We start from the raw sequence: 18961 nt of genomic DNA, 5'->3' as shown, positions 1-18961 counted from the left end.
GACCGTCAGCCTTTGGGGCCGAACAGGAACCAGAGAATCAGACCCAGCAAGGGCAGCAGCAGGATCGCAACGACCCAAATGACCTTGGTGCTGGTGCTGGCGTTACTTTGAATGGTTTTGATGATGGCCATTACATCCAGAACCAGCAGAATCAGACCAAACAGACCGGAAATTTCCACACTCATGTTGCTGATACTCCTTCACAATGGGGGTAACTCTATATAACACGCCGAGACGGGGCCTGGTCAAATCAGCGGTGCCAGCATGGGCGGGGCTTCATCCAGCATTTCCCGTAATCGCAGCAGGCCTTCCCTTAACCGGTCGATGTCAGCCGGCGGCGTCAGACAGATGCGGACGGCCTGGGGGGCGGGTTGGCTGCCCACGCAGAAAGGGTCCGAGGCGATCAGGATAATGCCGCGGGTTTCCGCGTGGCGGACAAAATCGGCAGCCCGCCAGGGTTCGGGCAGGGTCAGCCAGGCGTGGAAACCACAGGGGTGTGACTGCACGGTGTAACCGGCCAAAATGTCATGCAGCAGGGTCTGGCGTTCCTGCAGGCCCTGCCACTGCCAGTTCAGGATGGCGTCTGCCTCTCCACTGGCCAGCCAGCGGCATGCCACCGCCCCCATCAAACCGGGCGGTGCCCAGCATTGCGCGCGCAAGGCAGCTCTTAACTGAGGCATCAGATTGGCTGGCGCACGCAAAGCACCAAACCTCAAACCACCCGCCAACAGTTTGGAGACACTGAAAATGTACAGGGAGCGCTCGGGAGCCATCTCAAACAGGGGCGTACCGCGCAGTTCCTTGGGCACAAACTGGACACCATCTTCCAATAGCAGCATGTCGTGCCGGCGAGCAATTTCAACGATGGCTTCACGGCGTTGCTGGGTCATTTGCTCACCGCCGGGATTACTGTATTCCGGCATCACATAGAGCAGGCGGATACGTTGCTGCTGGCACAGGCGCTCAAGGGCATCAGGACGAATGCCTTCTGCATCCGAGGGCACAGCGAGGTGTTTAAGGCCCAGCTGGCGTGCAGCTGCAATCATGCCGGGGTAGGTGAGGGCGGCTGAGGCAACGGCTTCACCTGGCTTGATCAAGGCTTGCAAGGCAAGGAAATCTGCATGCTGCCCGCCTTCGGTGATGATCATTTCATCTGCACCGATCTCCAGTGCTTGCCGAGCCAGCCAATCACTGAGCTGGGCGCGCTGTTGCGGGCAGCCCTGCTCGGGTTGATAGTTCATCACCGTTTGGATGGCATCAGGCATGCGCGATAGCTGCTCAAGTGTTGCGGCCAGCTGCTGTTCTCTAAGCGGGTTGGGAATCAGCACACTGAGTGAAAGATCGATGCTGTCCTGGCCTGCACGGCTCAAGTGATGGAAGTGGGGCGTCTGCTCCTGCCCGCCTTTAACGCGGGTGCCGCTGCCGACACGGGCTTCTACCAGGCCACGGCGTTCGGCTTCACGATACGCGCGTGTAACCGTGCCGACAGTAACCTGCAGGGCATCGGCCAACAGGCGTTGTGGTGGCAGGCGATCTCCGGGTTTTAATGTGCCGGAGGCAATGTCGCTGGCCAGGCGCTCAACCAGTGCCTTGTATAAAGGTGAGGCTGAAGCAGGCAGTTCAGGTAGCCACTGGCAGCGTTGGCGTGCGCGATCATGCAGATCCATGGTCTGTCTCCGGCAGAATTGTCACCCTGACAATAGATTGTATGTGTCACAAAGTAAACATTGTGACATTGCTTGCTGGGGTTTAGAGTCAATTGTATCAATTCAATTTGATCATTGTGCGATTCAATACATTAAAGAACCCCTACAATCCAGGACTGCCGCCATGAATAATGCCTTGCCTGATCTCTTGCCATTGCTAGGCCCTGTAGCGGTGTTTGTCTTCACCATGACAGCAACACCCGGGCCTAACAACATGATGCTGACTGCCTCGGGAGCCAACTTCGGTTTTCGACGAACGGTTCCACATATTGTGGGTATTGTGTTGGGGTGTGCGTTATTGAATGTGGCGGTCGCCCTGGGTCTTGGAACGCTGTTTACCCAGTGGCCAGAGTTTCAAACATTGCTGAAACTGGCGGGGAGTGTGTACCTGTTGTGGCTGGCCTGGAAGATTGCCAGTGCACCGCCGCCTGATACCAAGGGCGATGAGGATGCCCGGCCCATGAGTTTGTTGCAGGCCGCTGCCTTCCAGTTTGCCAACCCCAAGGCCTGGGTTATGTCCATTTCAGGTCTGGCTTCCTTTACGCTGGTGGGAGATGCCTTCCTGGCTTCGGCACTGCTGTTTATTGTGGTGATGGCGGTGATTGGCTTCCCATCCATCTCACTTTGGGCCGGCTTTGGTGTCATGATCGGCCGTTTGTTGAAAACAGCTGCTCATTGGCGCTTTTTCAATCTGGGCATGGGCACGCTGACAGCTGCCTGCGTGGCCATGATCCTGATGTGATGAGGCTTTGGCTTAATGCTTGAAGCCGGTTACCAGTTCGTGCATATCGGTCGACACCTTGCGCAGCTCACGCGTGGTGTCGGCCGAATCCCGTGCCCGGTTAAGGCTGATATCTGACAGGTCGGAAATATTAACGACCTGTTTGTTGATGTCCTCGGATACCTGGGCCTGTTCTTCGATGGCGGTTGCCATCTGCATGGACATATTGGCGATGTTATCCATCATGCCGGCAATATCATTGAGCAGGGTGCCGGCCTCTTCAACCTGGGTTAATCCGTCCGCTGCTTCGGTTTCACCCTCCTTGGCGACGTTTACTGAATAACTGGCCCGTTTCTTCAGTTCGTCCACAATGCCGTGAATCTCCTGAGTAGATTCCCGAGTCCGCTGGGCCAGGCTACGTACTTCATCAGCTACCACAGCAAAACCACGACCGTGCTCACCGGCACGGGCTGCTTCAATGGCAGCGTTCAGGGCCAGCAGATTCGTCTGATCGGCAATCTGCTCAATCATCTCCGCTGCCTGTGCAATCTGTTCGGTCTGCTCTGCCAGCGACATCACGGCTTTAGAAATACCGCTCACTGTTTTACCCAGACGAGCGATTGAGTCGCTGGTGGTGGCGGCCAGTTCTCTGCCACGCAGGGCTGTCTGGCTGGAGTTTTCTGCCTGCTGCGCGGTTTCCTGGACGTGCCCTGAAACCTCGTTGATGGTGGCGCTCATTTCGTGCATGGCCGCCGCCACCTGATTCGTTTCGTGCTGCTGGCGATTCATGGCATCAAATGCCTGCTCGGACATTTCCAGGCTTGAACTGGCCTGGGTGCTCAAGATCGAGGAGGCGTCATCAATGCGCGTCAGGACAGTATCCAGATGTGCCGCTTCACTTTTAATGGCAACTTCTGCTTCTGCAACAGGCCCTAATGAATCGGTGTAGGTTGCCGTTGCAACCGGATGCCGGAAGGCTGAAGGCATCAGCGCCACCAGGTCTTTCAACTTGCGTTGCTGCTGATGTTGCTGTGCCAGCTGGGTAGCACCAGCGGTTAGTGCCAGAAGTCCCAAACCGGCCAGAGGCCATCCGCCAAGGCTCAAGGCTGCTGCGCCCAGCGTGCCGCCACCCAGGCAAAGCCATTGCCAGGACAACTGGAAGCGCTTGGGAAGTTTGCCGGACTGATTCAGGTGGGTATAAACACGCTCGGCACGTGCTACATCCTCACGAGACGGACAGCTGCGCACCGACTCATAGCCGATGGTCTGGCCATTTTCGGTAATGGGGGTGACATAGGCGTTAACCCAGTAAAAATCACCGTTCTTGCAGCGATTCTTGACCAGTCCCATCCAGGGCTTTCCAGCCTTCAGATGTTCCCACAATACTTTGAACGCGGCTTCGGGCATATCCGGGTGGCGTACCAGATTGTGTGGCTGGCCTATTAACTCATCTCGGGTATAACCACTGATATTGACGAAGACATCGTTGCAGTGGGTAATTTTGCCTTTGGTATCCGTTGTCGAAATCAACTTTTCATGAGGTTCAAAACGGCGTTCCGTGTTGGTAACTGGCAGATTCTTTCTCATGCGTCGTTTGCCTCAAACTCGGTTATAGCCTGGTCAGGTTCCGTTGCTTGGCAATACCGCAGCCAGGAGACTGGCTTGCTGTTGCCTTTTATGTAAAACGGGCAAACAGCTGTTTCAGTGTAGTCAAAAAACGAGATGTGCATGATTTATAAGGCCAACGCGAAAAGGGGCGCATTCTATGGGGTTTTCACTGATAGTCAATGTAATGCGCATGAAACAAACGTTTGTTATTGCACCGCGAATTTAGGGGGTAAAGGCTTAAAAATTAGCCTTAAAGCGGGCAAAAAAAACCGGCCCAATGGGCCGGCAAAGCTCAGTGCTGCAAATCCGGTGTGACCGCAGGCTTGATGATTCAGTGTAATTTAAGTCGTGGTCGGATCACCTTGTTGATGCGATCCACCAGCGTGATCAGGAAGGTTTTGATATAGCCGTGCACTGCCAGCTGATGGAGTCGATAGAGCGATACATAAACAACACGTGCCAGCCGTCCTTCTACCATCAGGCTGCCGCTGGTCAGGTTGCCCATCAGGCTACCGACGGTGCTGAAGCGGCTGAGGGAGACCAGGGAGCCATAATCCTTGTATTCATAAGCGGGCAGGGGGTCGCCACGCACAATCTTGCGGAACTGCTTGAAAATATGGGTCGCCATCTGATGTGCTGCCTGGGCACGGGGCGGTACATTGCCAGTGCCGTCCGGTTTCGGACAGGCAGCGCAGTCACCAAGAGCGAAGATACGATCATCCTGTGTCGTGCGCAGGTCAGGTGTAACAACCAACTGGTTAATGCGGTTGCACTCCAGCCCGTCCAGTTGAGTGAGGAAGTTTGGTGCACGGATACCGGCAGCCCAAACCTTGAGCTCGGCTTCGATCATCTCGCCCTTGTCTGTCAGCAGGCCCTCGGGGGAAACACTGGTAATACGTGTATCTTCGCGCACCTGCACGCCCAGCTTGCTCAGCTCCTGCCGCGCTGCTGTTGAAATACGCTCAGGCAGGGCTGGCAGAATGCTGGGTCCGGCTTCAATCAGGATCACTTCCATACGGTCCCGATCCAGTTTGGACAGACCGTAGGCGGCTAGTTCACGTGCCGCATTAAAGAGTTCGGCGGAAAGCTCGACACCTGTAGCTCCGGCGCCCACGATGGCGATACGCAGGCGCTGGTCAGGGCTGTTGCTGGCCTTGAGATAGGATTCCAGCAGAGTGCGGCGAAACTGCTCCGCTTCGCTGCGGCAATCCAGGAAGGTGCAATGCTCGGCAACGCCGTCAACACCAAAGTCATTGGTGACACTCCCCACGGCCATGACCAGGTAATCGTAGTAGAGCGAGCGCAGCGGCAGCAGTGTCTTGCCGTCCTGGCCTTTTACCGGCGCCAGGTGAATACAACGCTGCTCGCGATCGATTGATTCCATGCGGCCAACCTGGAATTTGAACCCGGCGCTCCGTGCCTGAGCGCTGTAGCTCAGTTCGTCAATGCCGGCATCCAGTGATCCCGTTGCCACTTCATGCAACAGGGGTTTCCAGATATGCGTGGTTTCGGAATCGACCAGTGTGACCTTGAGGCCCTTGCGGCGATACTTGCGTGCCAGCCGGGTGGCCAGCTCAAGTCCGCCGGCGCCACCGCCGACAATAACCACATGTTGATAGAGGGGAGATTTGGTATCCATATTGGGGATTGTCCTCCGTTACCTGTAACAGCGCATTGCTGCCTTGGCGAGATTTAATGAGGACAATAGTACCTAATACTAAAGTTTTATCGAGGACAAAGCTTGTCGTCTTTTGTGACGTTTTGTGCACTTTTGTAGGCTGGCTCCGACACACCTCACAGGTATAATGACAGAACGATAACAAGAACGACGTTGCGGGGTTCCTCTCCCGCGTGAGGCAGGATTATGAGTTCGGACATCTCTCGTCTGCGCAAGTTTGTTTCTCCGGAAATCATCTTCGGAAGCGGCGCGCGCAAGACCGTTGGCAATTACGCCAAAACCTTCGGTGCACGCAAGGTGCTGTTGGTTTCCGATCCCGGTGTCGAAGCGGCTGGCTGGGTCGATGAAATAGAAGGGCTACTGGCAGAGCAGGACCTACCCTGTGTTCGTTTTACCCAGGTTTCGCCCAACCCTCGTGTTGAACAGGTGGCACTGGGGGCTGAAATCTACCGCGAGCAGGGCTGTAACGTCATTGTTGCTGTGGGCGGTGGCAGCCCGATGGATTGTGCCAAGGGAATCGGCATTGTCAGCACCCATGGGCGCAGCATTATCGAGTTTGAAGGTATCGACCGAATTGAAAGCCCGATTCCGCCTCTGATTTTTATTCCCACGACGGCAGGTACGTCTGCCGATGTATCCCAGTTCGCTATCATTTCCAATCAGCAGGAAAAGCTCAAGTTCTCCATCGTCAGCAAGTCGGTGGTGCCGGATGTCGCTCTGATTGATCCGGATACGACGCGTACCATGGATGCTTTCCTGACCGCCTGCACCGGCGTTGATGCTCTGGTACATGCGATTGAAGCCTTTGTGTCCACCGGCAGTGGCCCGCTTACGGATATGCATGCGCTGGACGCCATTCGCCTGATTAACACCCATCTGGCGCTGCTGGTTGAGCAACCGGAAGACAACCATCTGCGTGAACAGGTGATGCTGGGTTCCATGAAAGCCGGCTTGGCATTTTCCAATGCCATTCTGGGGGCAGTGCATGCGATGTCCCACAGCCTGGGCGGTTATCTGGACCTGCCACATGGCTTGTGTAACGCCATGCTGCTGGAGCATGTAATTGACTATAATTACATCTCTGCCACCGACCGTTTTCGCGTAGTTGCTGAAACCATGGGGATCGACCCACGTGGCCTGAGCCAGTCCCAGATCAAACGCCGCCTGATGCAGCACGTGATCTCTTTGAAACACGAAGTCGGCCTGTATCAGAGCCTGGCGGACCAGGGGGTACACCTCACGGATATCCCGTATCTGAGTCAAAACGCGATCAAAGACCCATGCATTCTGACCAACCCGCGCAAGTCAAACTTGCGTGACGTTGAGGCGGTATATGAAGAAGCCCTCTGACACGGCTGAAGCAACGTTTGAAGACTTGATTGGCCTGGGTGGCCAGTCGGCACGCAAGAGCTATTACCCCGAGCTGCTCAGCAAAGTTGAAGAGCTTGAGGATGAGCGCAACCGTTATAAATGGCTGTTTGAAAATGCGCTGCACGGCATTTTTCAGATGGACCTGACCGGCCGTATCAACAAGGTTAACCGGGCATTGGCCCGCATCTGTGAATACCCGGGCGCTGCTTCAATGACTGGCGGGCTCAATTTCGCTGCCGATCTTCTGTTCAGCGAGCAGGAGTTTCGCCTGATGACGGCGCGGCTGATAAACGATGGTCAGCTTTTTCTGTACGAGACCCGTCTGCGCAAATCCAATGGCATGCCGGTAGAAGTCTCCATGAACATTCTGCTGCGCCAGAAGGATGATCAGACCGATATCGTCGCCTTCGTGGCGGATATCACCGAGCGAAAACGGGTACAGCAACGCATGCGCTCGCTCAATGAAGAGCTTGAGCAGCGTGTTGAAGAGCGTACCCGAGAGTTGGTGCAGCTCAACGACCGGCTGTGGAAAGAAGTTCAGATCCGTGAGCAGGCAGAACAGGCCGCCTTGCAGGCCCGTGAGGATGCGGAATCCGCCAACCGTAGTAAGGATAAATACCTGGCGGCTGCAAGTCATGACTTGTTGCAGCCGATGAACGCGGCGCGGCTGCTGATTGCGGCTCTGCAGGAGCGTGAGTTGCCGGCGGACGAAGCGCGACTGGTGGACCGAGTGCACCTGGCGCTTGATGGCGCCGAACAGTTGCTGACAGACCTGCTGGATATTTCCAAGCTGGACCAGAACGCGGTCAAACCGGAGTTTCAGAGTTTCCCTATCGGCCGTTTGCTGGAATCCTTGCAGGGTGAGTTTGAACCTGTAGCAGAAGCCGTCGGGCTGAGTTTCCGGGTACACAGTCGTGATCTCTGGATTACCAGTGACCCACGTTTGCTGACGCGTATTCTGCGTAACTTCCTCAGTAACGCTTTTCGCTATACGGACAGCGGCGGTGTATTGCTGGGGCTGAGGCGTCAGGCAAATCACCTGTTGCTGCAGGTCTGGGATACCGGTGGCGGTATCCCGGAAGACAAGCAGGAAGCGATTTTTCAGGAGTTCTGTCGCTTGAGTCACCACCAGTCCCGCAAGGGTGGTGTCGGACTGGGGCTGGCCATTGTCGAGCGCATGGCGCGCATGCTTGAGCACCCGCTAAGCCTGAGATCGGTCGTAGGGTCCGGCTCCTGTTTCCAGGTGCGAGTGCCTTTGGCAACGCAGTCGCCAAGTAGCCTGGCACCTTTGGTCCAGCCACCCACGCTGGATGCGGATGCCTTGACCGACAGGCGTGTCCTCGTGTTGGATAACGACCCGGAAATTCTGGCCAGTATGGAAGCCCTGCTATCTGGCTGGGGAGTAACGACAGAGTTGGCGGCAACGTTGGAAGAGGCGGTGGTGTCGGCTGAGGCTGCGGCGCCTGACCTGGTGTTGGCGGATTACCACCTTGAGGCCGCGCAAACGGGTCTGGAATTACGTCAGTTATTGAATGATTCCGGCCTGCACTCTGTCCCGATGGTGATGCTGACGGCTGATCGCAGCTCGGAGACACGCCAGGCATTTCGGGATGCCGGGGTGCTGGTGCTGAACAAGCCGGTCAAGCCCGGCAAATTGCGTGCGCTGATGACACACCTGCTGGCCGACTGACGTCGGCCATAATGTTTGCATTATCTGTTGCCCTAGCGTGCCTTGCTTTTGGCGACCTGCTCCGTTTTAAATCCCATCAACGCCAGAACGGTAAACACCAGTGCGGTTCCTGCTGTCACCAGGCAAGCGATGGCATTGAATTCGGCGTATAGCGCAAAGCGCACCAGCTCAACCGCATGGGTAAAGGGGTTAAAGCTGCAGACCCAATACAGCCATTCACTGGACTCGCGCATCTTCCACAAGGGGTAGAGTGCTGAAGACATGAAGAACATGGGAAAGATGACAAAGTTCATTACCCCGGCGAAGTTCTCCAGCTGTCTGATCCTGGAGGACAGAAACAAACCGATTGCCCCCAGCATCAGCGCGGTCAGGAGCAGGGCAGGTAACACGGTAACCAGACCAATGAGGGGTGGCTCCACATCGACCAGCCAGCCCAGGCCGATAAAGGCATACACCTGTGCCAGCGACAGCAGTGCGATGGCGATCAGCTTGCAAAACAGCAGCCAGGCGCGGGGCAACGGACTCATCAGCAGTACCTTCATGCTGCCCATCTCGCGGTCATACACCATCGATAATGAGCTCTGCATGCCGTTAAACAGCAGAATCATGCAGCAAAGGCCCGGCAGGATGTAGGTTTCGTAGGTGATATAGGTTTCGTACGGCGGGATGATTGAAACCCCCAGTGCGGCACGAAAACCGGCGGCAAACACTACCAGCCACAGTAATGGGCGGACCAATGCGCTGAGAAAGCGGGTGCGCTGGTGAATAAAGCGCAAAAATTCACGCTTCAGAATGCCCTTGAAAGCGATGAAATAGGCGTTCAGATGCATGCAGGTGAATCCTTAAGGCCGGTGAGTTGCTCAAACGCATCAGACAGATCGGTAGCATTGTGTTGCTTGCAGATGAACTCGGCACTGTCATCTGCCAGTAGGCGGCCCTGATGCAGTACCAGCACCGGGTCCTGTGGCTGAATTTCCTCGATCAGGTGCGTGGCCCAGAGCACCGTCAACGACTGTGCCTGGCAGAGCTGACGTACATGACGGTTGATGGCCTGGCGCGCCGCTGTATCCAGGCCGACAGTAGCTTCATCCAGCAGCAGAATGGATGGCCGATGGAGCAGGGCACGTGCAATCTCCACACGGCGGCGGTGACCGCCATTGAGGCTGCGGATACTGTCCCTGAGGCGATCCGCCAACCCCATTTCAGCCAGCAGCTCATCGGCCTGCTGGCGTACCTGACGTGAAGACAGACCGTGCAGGGCGCCATGGTATTCCAGGTTCTGAAGCACGCTCAGGTCCGGGTCCAGCGTGCTTTGCTGGAACACGACGCCAAGCTTTTGCTTCAGTAAGCGTGAATGTTGCCCCACCGTCTGGCCATCCAGCCGTATTTCGCCATCCTGCAGACTATAGAGCTGGGTTAGCAGGGCGTAGAGTGTACTCTTGCCTGCACCATTGGGTCCCAGCAGGGCATTCAATTGCCCTTCCTGCAAATTGAAGTTGATATTGTCCAGCACCTGGCGCGGACCGTAGCGAAAACTGAGTTGGTGTACGCTGAGGCTCATTCAATCAGTCCAGTGTCACCACACCCCAGGGGTAGCGGCCGACTTTGATGGATTTGATAACTTTCATATCGGCAACGTCAATCACGGAAACATCGCCGCTCACGCCGTTGGTGGTCAGCAGATATTTCTGATCCGGCGTGAATTCCATGTGCCAGACACGACGGCCTACGAGCAGGTAATCCAGTACTTCATAGGTTTTGGCGTCGACCACGGCGACATGGTTGGATGGACCCAGTGCGACAAAGGCGTACTTGCCATCGGCGGAGAGTTTAACACCGACAGGCTGTATTTTATCCGGGTGCACACCGCGGATTTTGAAGTTCAGTTTCTTGATGATCTGACGGTCTGCCACGGTGATCACGGAAACAGTGCCGCCGATCTCGGACGATGCCCAGAGAATGTCGCCTGCTTTGGTGAATTCAACATGACGCGGGCGCTGGTCAACCAGTGTATTGTCGACCAGTTCGTGCGTTTCAGTATCAATCCAGTGCAGCATGCTGGTGGTTTCACTGGTGTTAACCGCCCATTTGCCATCCGGGCTTACGGCCATCCCTTCCGGTTCCACACCCACTTCAATCTGTGCCAGAACTTCGTGGCTTTCGGTATCCACGACAGTTACCAGCGCATCATCTTCATTGGAAATGTAGAGGCGGCGGTTATCCGGGTGCAGTGAAAACTGCTCGGGATCTTCGCCGGAAGGCAGGTTGTTCAGGATCTTGTGAGTGGCCAGGTCCATCACCTGAACAGTGTCGGAGTCACTGGCGCAGATGTAGAGTTTGGTCTTGTCCTTGGACAATGCGATGCCGCGTGGGCGTTCGCCCACGTCGATGGTTTTGGTCACTTCAAGGGTATCCAGATCGATAACGGACAGGGTGTTGTCCTTCTCGTTGGATACGTAGGCCGTAGCAGCCTGGGCTGCAGGAGCAGCCAACAGGGCACTCAGTAGCAGAGATTTAATGAAAGGGGGCTTGAACATCAGGCATCTCCTTTAACGGAACACTGGCTTTCGCTGGCATCAAATCCCAGCGTATCGAGGTCGGTTTTCGGGTGCAGGTAGCCTTCCTGAGGCGACTGGGACACCAGCGCGCGGGGATGGACCAGCGGAATCGGTTGGCGCAGCTGACCACTCCAGCCGCGGTAGTCCAGCTTGCGGCCCTTGAAGCCACCCAGCTGGAATTTATCTGACAGAATGAAGCGCTGCAGTTCGGCCGGGTCGCTACTGCGGGTTTGAGTGACAGCCTCACCCAACGTACGCACACCGGCCCAGCTGGCGTAGTCGCGGCTATTCATCCAGCGGTCAGCAAGCTTTTCAAATCGGCTTTGCAGCTGGGCAGCGCCCCAGGCTTCTACCACACGGTGCCAGGCAACCGGGCTCATTCCCTGAGTGCCCACAACCGGGCGTGGGTACCAGGTGTTGTAGGGGACATATTCACCAAAGTCGCCACGCTCGTCGGCGACGACAACGACGTCGTACTCATCGGTTTGAGTGAACGGGGGAAGCTCCTTCTGGGCGGTGCGGCGCAGGTCGGTATCGAAGTCCCACTGTTTGCGTTCAATGACCTTGGCGCCCATGCGTTTGGCGCTGCGTTCCAGTGAAGCGGCATACAGCAGGTCGCCGTTCTGGTTGCCTTCAATGATCAACCAACGGTTCCAGCGTTTGCTGGCCAACCACTGTGCCAGGGCATCGGTGAGCATGGCGCGGGAAGGTATGGTGTGCAGCATGCCCGGGACACAGGCCTGGGTGCGCAGGCGATTGTCCTGGCTGCCGGAGTTGATCAGCAGTACATCGTCAGGCAACTCTCGCTCGACAGCGGTCAGCTGCTCCGTGGTCAGATTCAGCACGAATAAACGCACGCCCTGGTCGTAAAGACGGATAGCCGCACTCACCACTTCTGTGGGCTGGTCGGTGCTGACGCTGTGCAGGGTGTAGTGTTGTTTAAGAAAGCGCCCGGTAGTGTTGTTATCGTTGATTCCCAGCTCGGCACCTTTCAGGCCGGCATCTGCAGGTTCTGGAAGAATATTGGAAAGAACCGGTCCGTGGTCAGGCTCAAATCCTACATAGCCAATGTTGATCTCCAGCGCAGCGGAGTGGGCGATCAGAGGCAGGGACGTAACTGCGGCAGCCAGCAGGCGGGGCAGGGTCTTCATCATTAAAACTCGCAACTTATCATTGTTATGGGGCCCAGCTTAGGCCGCCACCGTGCAGGATGAAATATTCAGAAAGTCGCAAAGATTCAGTACCGAAGTAGTATGTTGCCACGGGCGCAGCACACTAGGATGGTGGGGAAAAGACACAACAAAAACAGGAATCTATCATGCGTACCCCCATCCGCTCTCTGACCCTTGCTGCACTGATCTCCTCAACAGTGCTGGTCTCTGTTCCCGCATCCGCCGAGGGCGACCTCACTATTCGACCCAAACGTCTGCCGGACCTAGTGCTGGGCAGTGAGCAGAGTGATTACTCCATGTCCCAGACCCGTTATGAGATGGAAACCGGTCAGGCCTATAAGCTGGCAATTGAGTCTACAGGTCGTAAGGAATACGCCATGAAGGCACCGGAATTCTTCGGATCCATCTACCTGCGTAAGGTTGAAGCGGGTGACATGGAGATCAAGGCGGTATCCCTGAAAGAGCTTGAGTTTGAACGCGAAGGCGAAGCGGAAATCTACTTCGTGCCGATCAAACCGGGTGAGTACAAATTCTACATGGAAGGCCTGGAGCACAAGGGCATGGAAGGCGTGTTCAGCGTTCGCTGATCACCGGACTGATCCATGAAAGCCGTTGTACGCCTGAACCTGCTGGTCGCGTCAGCGTTTATGCTGGCGCTGCTGATCAGTCTCTTTGGACTGATGCGACAAGCCAAGACCGATATCCTGCGTGAACTGCAGGCGGGCATGGCGGTGGCCGACCAGTTGCTTGAGCAAGTAGGTCAGGACCCCGAGCGCCTGGAGCCGCTGTTGGCGATCGAATGGAGACACATGCATCTGGCTGTGCTGAGTGCTGGCCAATCGCCTGTGCCGCTTGAGATGGATGAAGTACCTGAGTGGTTCGCATCCTGGATCTGGCCTCAGGATATGCCGAGTATTGAACGTCGGCGTCCGCTGGCGGATGGCCGAATCCTGGTGGTAATGGCAGACCCGGCCGATGAAATGGAAGAGGTCTGGGAGTCTGCCCTGCAGGTGTTTGCCCTGTTCATGGGCGGCGCTGCCTTATCGATACTGGCCATCAGCTGGGGGCTGTCTCAGGGCATGCGGCCTTTCGGTCAGGTGTTACGCGCACTTGATCAGATTCAACAGGGGCACTTCACGGCCCGACTCAAATCCTATTCGGTGCCTGAGGCCAATCGATTGGCCAGCCACTTCAACCGGATGGCTGAGGCCCTTGAGCAGGAGCAGGCAGATAACCGTCGGCTGACCCGTGAGCTGATGGTGTTGCAGGAAAAGGAACGCTCCTATCTGGCAAGAGAGCTGCATGATGACCTGGGGCAGTACCTGACCGGCATTCGTGCACAGGCTTATCTGATCAGCCAGGTGTCGGGTGATGCGGAAAAGGTGAGCAAAAGTGCTCCGTTGATCGTGCGCGACTGTGAAGCCATGCAGCAGGGCTTCAGGCGTTTGATTCGCAGTCTGCATCCCGTGATTCTTGAGCCACTGGGGCTTGAAGAGTCTCTTAGAAGCCTGGCGGAACAATGGCAGCGTAGCAGCGGTGTGAATTGTCGGCTGGGTATTAACGGCATGCCACTGCTCAGTGATGAAACCTCAACCCATCTCTACCGCTTGCTGCAGGAAGCATTGAACAACGTGGCACGGCATGCGCAGGCGACTCAGGTCGAAATCGGGATGCAGGTTCGTGGCGAAACTCTCAATGTGAGGGTTGAAGATAACGGTCAGGGGCTGTCGGCAGATGTGCGGCCGGGCATTGGGCTCAGGTCGATGCATGAGCGGGCGCGATACATGAATGCTGATCTGCACCTGTTATCTGCGGCCGGCGGCGGTTTGCGGATAGAACTCAGTCTCCCGCTGGTAATGGACTAATACTATGAAAATACTTCTCTGTGATGACCATGCAGTCGTGCGTCAGGGGTATGCCAGCCTGCTGTCAGCGATGCTGGATGAATGTGAAATCATTGAAGCGGACAATGGCTGGGAGGCGGTAAGCCTCTGGCAGCAACAGCCCGCCGATGTGGCCGTACTGGATATTAACCTGTCCGATATCAGTGGTATCGAAGTGGCGCGTCGTATACTGCAGCGGGCGCCTGATGCGCGCATTCTGTTTTTCAGTATGTACGATGAACTACCCATGGTGCAGCAGGCTCTGGATGCCGGTGCTTTAGGCTATATCACCAAGAGCAGTAGCCCCGAAGTGCTGCTTGAAGCGGTACGCAAGGTACTGAGTGGCCAGCCCTATGTGGAGCATGATTTGGCCACGCGGCTTGCGCTGCAACGTAACAGCGGTATGGACCCCCGTCTGTCCGGCATGACGCAACGCGAGTTTGAGATTTTTGTCATGCTGGCACGCGGACTCACAACCAAGATCATCGCTGATCAGCTCTGTATCAGTGTGAAAACGGTCTCTAATCACAGTGCTTTACTGAAAAACAAGCTGCAGGTCTCTTCGACGGCTGAGCTGGTGCATCTGGCGATTGAGTGTGGGGTCTTGCGACTGGGGCCGAGCGGGCAGGCATAGAGCGGATATGCCCTGGGCAATTAGTGTCATTGATTCGATTAAAATTGGGCAAAAAAAACCGGCCTGAAATTGCACCCAGGCCGGCGAGCAAAAAGTGAATAGTGCCTGACGAAGAGCGCTATTCGAGGGGAATCTATCGATTAGAGCAGACTGCCCAGCAGTCGGTAGCTGTCCATTCGATCATGGTGACTATGGGTGACGGTTACCGTGGCAATTTCATCACAGCTGAACGTCTTCGCCAGCTCGTTTATCTCCTGCCAGCACTGATCCGCAGTACCGACCGTGTAGCCACTGAGAATATGATCGTAGGCGCTCTGCTCGGATGCGGACATCTGGCGGTAGCGATCCTGTACTTCTGAAGGCGTCAGAAAATCTTCGCGCTGTCCCAGCTGAGCTGCCAGTTTGCGGTACACAGCAGTGCCGGCACGCAGGCGCGCTTCCTCTTCTGTTTCGGCGCATATGCAGGCGATGGCCAGCATTTTGTTCGCTTTACCCTGATGACCGGCCTTGTCCCATTCCTCGGCATACTGCTCGAAAATGGACGGGTGGCAGTTATCCGGGTCGATGAAGCGGGCCAGGGCGATGTTGTAACCCAGGTGGCCGGCAAGACCGGCACTGCCGCCGCTGGAACCCAGCATCCAAAGCTCAGGTGTCGGCGTACTGTTCGGCAGAACCTTGATCTTGCTGTAGGGGTTGTCATCCGGAAGGGTACCCTGCACAAATCCAGCCAGAAGATGAGCCTGGTTAGCGTACAGGTCGCCATGATGAGGTTCGTGCGGGAACGCCAGTGCATGGGATGTCAGACCTGTGCCGCCCGGTGCGCGGCCAACACCCAGATCGATGCGGTCCGGAAACAGTGTCGCCATCATCTTGAAGCATTCAGCGACTTTCAACGGGCTGTAGTGGGAGAGCATGACACCACCGCTACCAACACGGATGTTCTGCGTCACACTGGCAATGCTGGCAACAAGGATTTCCGGGCAGGGGTTGGCAAAATGAACGCTGTCGTGATGCTCGGCCACCCAGTAGCGGTAATAGCCAAGCTGGTCGCACAGCTGAGCAAGTTCGATACTAAGGCGCGGGGCTTCAACCTTGGCGTGGGAGCCATGCACCGGGGACTGGTCAACAACTGACAGTTTGATGTTCATTGGGATCTCCTTCATTAACTTAATATGTTAACTAAATTGGCGGCTGTGTTCAATCCATTTTGCTCCCGTTAAGCTGGTTTAACGAATCTGTGCAGGAAACACATGTGATAGCAGCTAGACTGGAAAACGAATACATTAATCGACCAGGAGGTGTGCCATGTCATTGGCAGAGAGCCGTTGCGTGCCCTGTAAAGGCGGTATTCCGGCGTTGACTCGAGAGGAGATTCAACCTTACCTGGAACAGGTGAATGAATGGGAGCTGGCACCGCAGGCCAATAGAATCAAGCGTGATTTCACCTTTGCCGACTTTCAAAGTGCGCTCAGGTTTGTCAATCAGGTTGGTGAGCTGGCCGAGGATATGGGGCATCACCCGGAAATACAGTTTGGCTGGGGCCATGCCAGCATTGAAATCTGGACACACAAGATCGGCGGGTTACACGAGAACGATTTCATTCTGGCGGCGCGAGTTGATCAGTTGCCTGGCGTATGAGTAGATAAGATAAAGGGGCCTGAGAGTTTTGCCTTTTGTTTGTTATCCAGCAGCGGGCGCTGCTGGATATCGAGTAAGGTGACGTAGTACCTCTTAGCAGGCTGTTAGCCGGTTTGCTCGGTTAAAGCCAGCAGTGTATCGGCAACCTCTTTGGTACGGGATGAGTTGTTGGATGTCAGGTTGCTCACCTCTGTCAGGGCATCCAGCATGGAAGACAGTTCACCTACCGCTCCGGATTGGCCTTCGATCTGTTGCGCAACCTTATTGATCTCCTCGGACAGCTTCACAATATCCTTTCCGATCTCGTCGGCGCTGTGGCGTGACTTTTCCGCGAGGCTGCGTACTTCATCGGAAACCACCGCAAAGCCGCGGCCGAGCTCGCCTGCACGTGCTGCTTCGATGGCTGCATTGAGTGCCAGAAGGTTAGTCTGGTCCGCGATTTGCTGAATGACTTGCACAATGTTCTGGATCTGGCTGCTGGACACGGCCAGTTCACGCGCACTTTGTGCCACTTCTTCTGCCTGAACCGACATGGCGTTGATGGTGGCCCCTGCCTGATCGACGGCGCTCACCTGAGTACTGACGTGGTCGGTCAGTTCGTCAACGGAGTGGTGCAGGTTGCCGGCACACTGGTTCAGTTCATGACCCAGCCGCTGCCGGGCTTCACGAGCGATTGCCAGTTCATTACCAAGATCACCCAAGCCGTTAAATACCGGTAACAGTGCCGAGTCCAGCCCCTGAGTGTCGAAGCAGGTGCTGAAATCATCGCGTTTGAACTGCTCGATTTGCTTCACGATGACGTGGTTCAGTCCCGACAGTTTTTTGATCTGCCGGCGCAAAAAGAAGGCCTTGAACTCGGCATAACGGGCAATGAAACCGTCAACATACTCATCCTTGAACGACGTCTGGGGGCCATCCACGTTGAACCAGAAAATAGATGTCAGCGTCTGGTTCAGGTTAAGCCCCAGAATCTCACCAAAGGTCGAGAATCCGGCCAGTGGAATATCCCCGAATACTCGCCCCATACCCGGCAGGTCTTTATCGTTATAGAGGCGGCGCAGGATACAGTCGTTGAGCAGTCCCGCAATGGGCGTACCGGGCTTGCCCTGCATGAAGCGTGCAAACGCCTGCTCGGTGGCCTGAATAATGTTGGTACGTTTCACCATCACCAGCTCTTCACCCGGGGCGACGTCACAGAAAAGGTGAACACGTTCGGCATCGGTATCGATACGCGCAATGGAGCGAACAAATAGCTCGTCGCCCACTCGAATGGCAAAGGAGTAGTCGGCCAGCTGCTGTTCAAGTTGATCGGGTCGACAGTTCAGTTGGCGGGCGAGCAGGGCTACCATGGTGGTAATCTCGCCGCGGCTGTCGATCACCTGATGGATGTAGCGCTGCTCAAGTGAGGCCGTCAGTACATTGAAACTGAATGATGTGGGTTCAAAGTTCTGCGTTTTGAATACGCCAAAACGCACGCTGGGCGGCATTTTGATGAATGTAATCAGTGCGTGGTTGCTTAGTTTCTGCTGCCCGTCATGTAGCCAGGTATGCTGAAAGTCCAGCTTGCCACCGGCTGAGCCACCGACGAAAAGGCAAGGGAAACGGTCAGAGTCATAGAGGGCTTCCATGAAAAAGGATTCCGACGATGAGAGCCCGTCAAAGAGCACAAATGCCAGTGTATCCTGATAATTGATCGGCATGTTGACGCGCAGCGAGCGGATGGCGGCAGTCATTTTCTCGACACGCTGCTGAAGCGAGATAGACGCCTGGCCACTGCGCAGGTCTTCGCTGCCCAGCGGGACCTTGACGACCTCTACCTGACTGGCAACGGCCGGAGAAAACAGCTGCAGCACCACATCATCCCAGTGATCACCGGTCTCGCAGTACAGGCGGCTGCCTTCATTGCAGAGCTCACCTGCGGTTGTACTGAGGCTAACCGGAATGGAGGGGAAGCGCTGCCTGATGGTCCTGGCAACGGCCTCGATATCCACATGGGGTGATACAAAACCGATCACCAGCGCCGGGGACTGCTTGATGACGTTAAGTCTGTCACTGAGCTGCGCAAGTGATGCATGCACTGTGATAACAGGGGTACTGGCAGCACGGCTGCGTGGATTGATACGTTCAAATAGTCCCATGGTGGTTCCTTGCAATCTCTCTCGGGTGTCCCGCCCTCGAGGTGGGGGAGATCTCAGGGCCGCTACTCTGCGTTGGCTCTATTACAGCCTGATGTCACCCTGAGGTAATACAATTCTTTGGTACAATTTTCCCTCTTTTACGCAGGGTTTGCCTTACAATTGTC

Annotated in this window: 17 protein-coding genes; 7 read left to right on the top strand and 10 right to left on the bottom strand. The window is 55.8% G+C overall.

Annotated features, from left to right (window positions below):
* Positions 1–5: 5 nt before the first annotated feature.
* Positions 6–185 (bottom strand): PLDc N-terminal domain-containing protein, encoded by a 180-nt coding sequence (locus tag O3C79_RS12125; RefSeq protein WP_010323093.1) that lies wholly within the window; start codon positions 183–185, stop codon positions 6–8.
* A gap of 60 nt (positions 186–245) precedes the next feature.
* Positions 246–1667, bottom strand: coding sequence for an aminotransferase-like domain-containing protein (locus O3C79_RS12120; protein ID WP_494383306.1), 1422 nt, complete (start codon positions 1665–1667; stop codon positions 246–248).
* Positions 1668–1830: 163 nt separating this feature from the next.
* Here O3C79_RS12120 and O3C79_RS12115 point away from each other — a divergent pair, with 163 nt between their 5' ends.
* Positions 1831–2448, top strand: a complete 618-nt coding sequence (locus O3C79_RS12115) for a LysE family translocator (RefSeq protein ID WP_010323095.1) — start codon at positions 1831–1833, stop codon at positions 2446–2448.
* Between the two features lie 12 nt (positions 2449–2460).
* Here O3C79_RS12115 and O3C79_RS12110 read toward each other — a convergent pair whose 3' ends face one another.
* Entirely contained in the window at positions 2461–4014 is a 1554-nt protein-coding gene (locus O3C79_RS12110) for a methyl-accepting chemotaxis protein (protein ID WP_494383305.1), read from the bottom strand.
* A gap of 352 nt (positions 4015–4366) precedes the next feature.
* On the bottom strand, positions 4367–5674 hold the full coding sequence (locus O3C79_RS12105) for an NAD(P)/FAD-dependent oxidoreductase (RefSeq protein WP_494383304.1): 1308 nt from the start codon (positions 5672–5674) through the stop codon (positions 4367–4369).
* A gap of 225 nt (positions 5675–5899) precedes the next feature.
* On the opposite strand from O3C79_RS12105, the gene ercA reads away from it, so the two are divergent.
* Positions 5900–7063, top strand: a complete 1164-nt coding sequence (gene ercA, locus O3C79_RS12100; protein WP_494383303.1) for an alcohol dehydrogenase-like regulatory protein ErcA — start codon at positions 5900–5902, stop codon at positions 7061–7063.
* Complete coding sequence (locus O3C79_RS12095) at positions 7047–8774, top strand: PAS domain-containing hybrid sensor histidine kinase/response regulator (protein ID WP_494383302.1); 1728 nt, start codon at positions 7047–7049, stop codon at positions 8772–8774. The genes ercA and O3C79_RS12095 overlap by 17 nt, the downstream gene beginning before the upstream one ends.
* A gap of 32 nt (positions 8775–8806) precedes the next feature.
* On the opposite strand, the gene O3C79_RS12090 is transcribed toward O3C79_RS12095, so the two are convergent.
* Genes O3C79_RS12090 through O3C79_RS12075 form a run of 4 tightly spaced genes read right to left on the bottom strand, consistent with a single transcriptional unit; the run spans position 8807 to position 12486 of the window.
* On the bottom strand, positions 8807–9604 hold the full coding sequence (locus tag O3C79_RS12090; protein ID WP_494383301.1) for an ABC transporter permease: 798 nt from the start codon (positions 9602–9604) through the stop codon (positions 8807–8809).
* Entirely contained in the window at positions 9595–10335 is a 741-nt protein-coding gene (locus tag O3C79_RS12085; protein ID WP_494383300.1) for an ABC transporter ATP-binding protein, read from the bottom strand. The genes O3C79_RS12090 and O3C79_RS12085 overlap by 10 nt, the downstream gene beginning before the upstream one ends.
* Positions 10336–10339: 4 nt before the next feature.
* The gene (locus O3C79_RS12080; protein WP_494383299.1) at positions 10340–11311 is read right to left on the bottom strand and encodes a YVTN family beta-propeller repeat protein; all 972 of its coding nucleotides are present in this window, start codon (positions 11309–11311) and stop codon (positions 10340–10342) included.
* On the bottom strand, positions 11311–12486 hold the full coding sequence (locus tag O3C79_RS12075) for an ABC transporter substrate-binding protein (protein ID WP_494383298.1): 1176 nt from the start codon (positions 12484–12486) through the stop codon (positions 11311–11313). The genes O3C79_RS12080 and O3C79_RS12075 overlap by 1 nt, the downstream gene beginning before the upstream one ends.
* Before the next feature lie 164 nt (positions 12487–12650).
* On the opposite strand from O3C79_RS12075, the gene O3C79_RS12070 reads away from it, so the two are divergent.
* Genes O3C79_RS12070 through O3C79_RS12060 form a run of 3 tightly spaced genes read left to right on the top strand, consistent with a single transcriptional unit; the run spans position 12651 to position 15021 of the window.
* The gene (locus O3C79_RS12070) at positions 12651–13091 is read left to right on the top strand and encodes a cupredoxin domain-containing protein (protein WP_494383297.1); all 441 of its coding nucleotides are present in this window, start codon (positions 12651–12653) and stop codon (positions 13089–13091) included.
* A 15-nt stretch (positions 13092–13106) separates the two neighbouring features.
* Positions 13107–14369, top strand: coding sequence for a HAMP domain-containing sensor histidine kinase (locus O3C79_RS12065; protein ID WP_494383296.1), 1263 nt, complete (start codon positions 13107–13109; stop codon positions 14367–14369).
* 4 nt (positions 14370–14373) lie between these two features.
* On the top strand, positions 14374–15021 hold the full coding sequence (locus O3C79_RS12060) for a response regulator transcription factor (RefSeq protein WP_494383295.1): 648 nt from the start codon (positions 14374–14376) through the stop codon (positions 15019–15021).
* A 140-nt stretch (positions 15022–15161) separates the two neighbouring features.
* Here the strand turns inward: O3C79_RS12060 and O3C79_RS12055 are convergent, their stop codons facing one another.
* Positions 15162–16169 carry an MsnO8 family LLM class oxidoreductase gene (locus O3C79_RS12055; protein ID WP_494383294.1) on the bottom strand — a complete coding sequence of 336 codons (1008 nt, stop codon included), beginning with the start codon at positions 16167–16169 and terminating at the stop codon, positions 15162–15164.
* 157 nt (positions 16170–16326) lie between these two features.
* On the opposite strand from O3C79_RS12055, the gene O3C79_RS12050 reads away from it, so the two are divergent.
* Positions 16327–16659, top strand: a complete 333-nt coding sequence (locus O3C79_RS12050) for a 4a-hydroxytetrahydrobiopterin dehydratase (RefSeq protein WP_494383293.1) — start codon at positions 16327–16329, stop codon at positions 16657–16659.
* A gap of 104 nt (positions 16660–16763) precedes the next feature.
* On the opposite strand, the gene O3C79_RS12045 is transcribed toward O3C79_RS12050, so the two are convergent.
* Positions 16764–18797, bottom strand: a complete 2034-nt coding sequence (locus O3C79_RS12045) for a methyl-accepting chemotaxis protein (RefSeq protein WP_494383292.1) — start codon at positions 18795–18797, stop codon at positions 16764–16766.
* Between the last annotated feature and the right edge of the window lie 164 nt (positions 18798–18961).

Source organism: Marinobacterium sp. NO-S09 (assembly GCF_059179545.1).
The sequence above is the reverse complement of the archived record's forward strand: the minus strand, read 5'-3'. Positions and strand labels throughout refer to the sequence as shown.